Source organism: Dolichospermum sp. UHCC 0260, from assembly GCF_009711985.1.
GTDB classification, from domain to species: Bacteria; Cyanobacteriota; Cyanobacteriia; order Cyanobacteriales; family Nostocaceae; genus Dolichospermum; species Dolichospermum lemmermannii.
On record NZ_VIKZ01000060.1, the window covers coordinates 22,891 to 26,221 of the forward strand.

At 37.3% G+C, this 3,331-nt stretch carries 2 protein-coding genes; one reads left to right on the forward strand and one right to left on the reverse strand.

Features of this window, described 5'->3' with window-relative positions:
- Positions 1-23: 23 nt before the first annotated feature.
- Positions 24-2,003 (reverse strand): AarF/ABC1/UbiB kinase family protein, encoded by a 1,980-nt coding sequence (locus FJR08_RS19225; RefSeq protein WP_168634240.1) that lies wholly within the window; start codon positions 2,001-2,003, stop codon positions 24-26.
- Positions 2,004-2,295: 292 nt separating this feature from the next.
- Between FJR08_RS19225 and FJR08_RS19230 the strand changes: the two genes are divergently transcribed.
- Complete coding sequence (locus FJR08_RS19230; RefSeq protein WP_168634241.1) at positions 2,296-3,222, forward strand: undecaprenyl-diphosphate phosphatase; 927 nt, start codon at positions 2,296-2,298, stop codon at positions 3,220-3,222.
- Positions 3,223-3,331 lie beyond the last annotated feature (109 nt).

A 3,331-nucleotide genomic window follows, 5' to 3' on the forward strand; every position in this document is an offset into this window, starting at 1 on the left:
TCAGAAAAATCACAGTTTAGACATTATGCTAATAATTCTCGAATTATCCGAGTTACAGCTTTTTGAGTAACACGAGTGGCAATTTGTTGACCTAAAAGTTGAACTCCTGGATTAACAATGATTTGGGCTAATTGAGGAGCAAATTTTGTGGCATCAAAGCCTTTAGTATCTCGCAAAATCCCAGCAATGCGTTTAATATATTCTAAAGTTTGTTGTTGTTCAACACTTGCTGAAGGAATTTGATTGATTGCGGTGATTCCTACCCTTTCTCGCAGTACATAAGTCAAGTTATGCAAGGCATTTTTACTAACAGCATCTACACCGTTGAAAAATTCATCAACTAATCTGTCACGAATAAATGAACCTCGGTCAGAAGAGAGAAATTCTACTCCTTGATTAACAACCAAATTAAGATCATATTCTTGGTTACTGCGGGCATTTTTTAACAAATTCTCCAACCGATTCCAGCGAAATTTACCATCTTTAAACAGTAATTCTTGTAATGATGTTCTTAACTCATTTGCCGGATCTGTTAAAAGCCGTTTAGCAACATAAGGATAGGCTTCACTGAGAACTTTAAAATCGGGATCTATATAAATTGCAATCCCTTCCAAAGTCACAAGAGAACGAATAATTAAAGCGTAATAGGGAGGGACGCGGAAAGGATATTCATACATTAAAGCTGATAAATCATCGGTGATGCTTTTAATATTCAAATCCGCGACACTTGCACCTTCGGCATTAGCAAATACCTTTGCAAAAGCGGGAACGATGGGGGTAAGGTCTGTTTCTGGACTGAGGAATTCTAACTTTACATAGTCTTTTGCTAAACTATCAAATTCTCGATTGACAACGTGGACAATTGCCTCAATTAAACCATAACGTTGGGCTGGTTTAACTTCGCTCATCATGCCAAAATCGAGATAAGCTAATTTACCATCCATTGTCGCTAACAAGTTACCTGGGTGAGGGTCAGCATGAAAAAATCCATGTTCTAATAATTGACGTAAAGAACACTGGACACCAACTTCAATTAAATACCGCGCATTGATTCCTAAAGCGGCAATTTTTTCGGGTTGAGTTAATTTAATGCCGTTAATCCATTCCATCGTTAAAACGCGACGGTTGGTGTATTCCCAGTAAATTTTGGGGACATAAATATCCTTCATGTGACCATATAATTCAAAAAAGCGTTCCGCATTTTCGCCTTCATGAATATAGTCCATTTCTTCAAAAATGCGATCGCCTAATTCATCTAAAATCCCCACTAAATCACTGCGGACTCGCTGGAAATTGTGCTGTATCCAACCAGCCAAATTCCGCAAAATATACAAATCTATAGTAATTCTTTCTCGTAAATCTGGGCGTTGTACCTTAATCGCTACTTCTTCGCCAGTTTTCAATCTTCCCTGATATACCTGTCCTAAAGAAGCCGCCGCAATCGGTTGTGAAGACAATTCTGCATAAATCTCTAATGGTGTTGCTCCCAATTCTTCCTCAATAAACTGGTAAGCTATTTCATTAGGAAAAGCTGGTAATTGATCTTGGAGTCTAGTTAATTCTTCCAGGTAAATTGGTGGGACTAAATCTGGTCTAGTGGATAAGGCCTGACCAATTTTAATGTAAGCTGGACCCAACTTTGTTAATAAATCTCTGAGCTGAACAGCGCGACGACGTTCATTTTTAACCAAAATTCCCCATTGCTTATCCCACCATAACCCAAAGACAAAGGACAGAATTGGTTTTAAAACCGTCAAAATCCGCCCGATAACTTGCAGGAATCGCCCACTATACTGTGCTTGTATTTCCACAGGATCATACAGCATCGACTCCGGTTCAGATCCCACCCGCACCCGATGTCTGGGCTGTGGAGAAGCTTCAGCCGATTTGATTGCTACAGTCTGTGGATTTTGTTCTGCTACTACCTCAATTACGGACAATTCGCCTCCGCGACTGTCCTCCTGACTTGTTCGAGAACTAGAGGGAAGTGTCTTAACCATCATGAAGAAGCCACCAGTTAGATCAACGTTGTTAAATATTGTAACAATATCTTGTCTTTTCGGGATATCTTCAAAAATTAGAAATTAATGCTTTAATATTTTTTGTCAATAAACGCAGCATAGTATATTTAGGCGGAAAACAACATAACCAAATATATCTAAGGACGTTTAGGCAGAAACCAATAATCACTTTGTAACCCACATTCCTATAATATTTTTGCTAAAAAGACTGACAACAACCAGGTAAAGTTGGATAGTTTGCTAGAATTACCTATTGATCTTGGGAGTCTTGTTAATGACAACAATCTTAGAAGTAAATAGTACAAACTTACTATTACTGCAATTGTTACAGGTAGGAATGCCTACCCAAGCAGCCACTAGTCAAGTTGATTTAGTTCAAGGAGTAATCCAGGCATTTATTTTAGGGATTGTGCAAGGGATTACAGAGTTTTTACCAATTAGTAGTACAGCACATTTAATCATTGTGACGAAGGTATTTGGTTGGAAAGAACTGGGTTCTAAAGATTTTGTTGATGCTATTCAATTTGGAAGTGTAATTGCAATTTTGTGGTATTTTTGGGCTGTTATTTCTAGTTTAGTGAAAGGTGCAATTACAGCTTTTAAAACTAAAGACTGGGAAAGCGAAGAATGGAAAATTGTTGTCGGGATTGCGGTCGGGACAATTCCCGCTTTAACTATTGGGTTTTTGTTAAAAGATGTGATACCAGAAAGTTCCTTAATTATTGCGATCATGTCAATTATTATGGCGATTTTGCTAGGGTTAGCTGAAAAAATTGGGAGTCGTAAACGGGGTTTTGCTACTTTGGAAATTCGAGATGGTATTTTAGTAGGATTGGGACAAACTTTAGCTTTAGTTCCGGGCGTTTCTCGTTCAGGTTCCACTTTAACTACTGGCTTATTTTTAGGATTAGAAAGAGAAGCAGCCGCGAAATTTTCATTTTTGTTAGGATTTCCCACTTTGACAATTGCGACTTTATATAAAAGTCTGAAGATCTTCAAAATGTTTCAATCAGGTGAATTACCAGATAATATTGTGATTCTGTTAATTGTTGGCATCATTTCTACTTTTATTTTTTCCTATTTATCAATTGCTTTTTTAATCAAATACTTGCAAACTAAAAACACATTGGTTTTTGTTTGGTATAGGTTGGCTTTTGGTATTTCCATTTTATTAGCGATCGCTGCTGGTTGGCCAGGATAACTCTGATAGAATATTTACACTAGGTGGGGATTGGGGATTGGATATTAAATTTTAGATTTTGGATCATGTTAAATTAACTTCTATCTAAAATTTTTATCCCCTAACAACT

Coding starts and splice junctions, on each gene's coding strand:
- FJR08_RS19230 (WP_168634241.1), top strand. CDS start 2,296: ATGACAACAATCTTAGAAGTAAATAGTACAAACTTACTATTACTGCAA.
- FJR08_RS19225 (WP_168634240.1), bottom strand. CDS start 2,003: ATGATGGTTAAGACACTTCCCTCTAGTTCTCGAACAAGTCAGGAGGAC.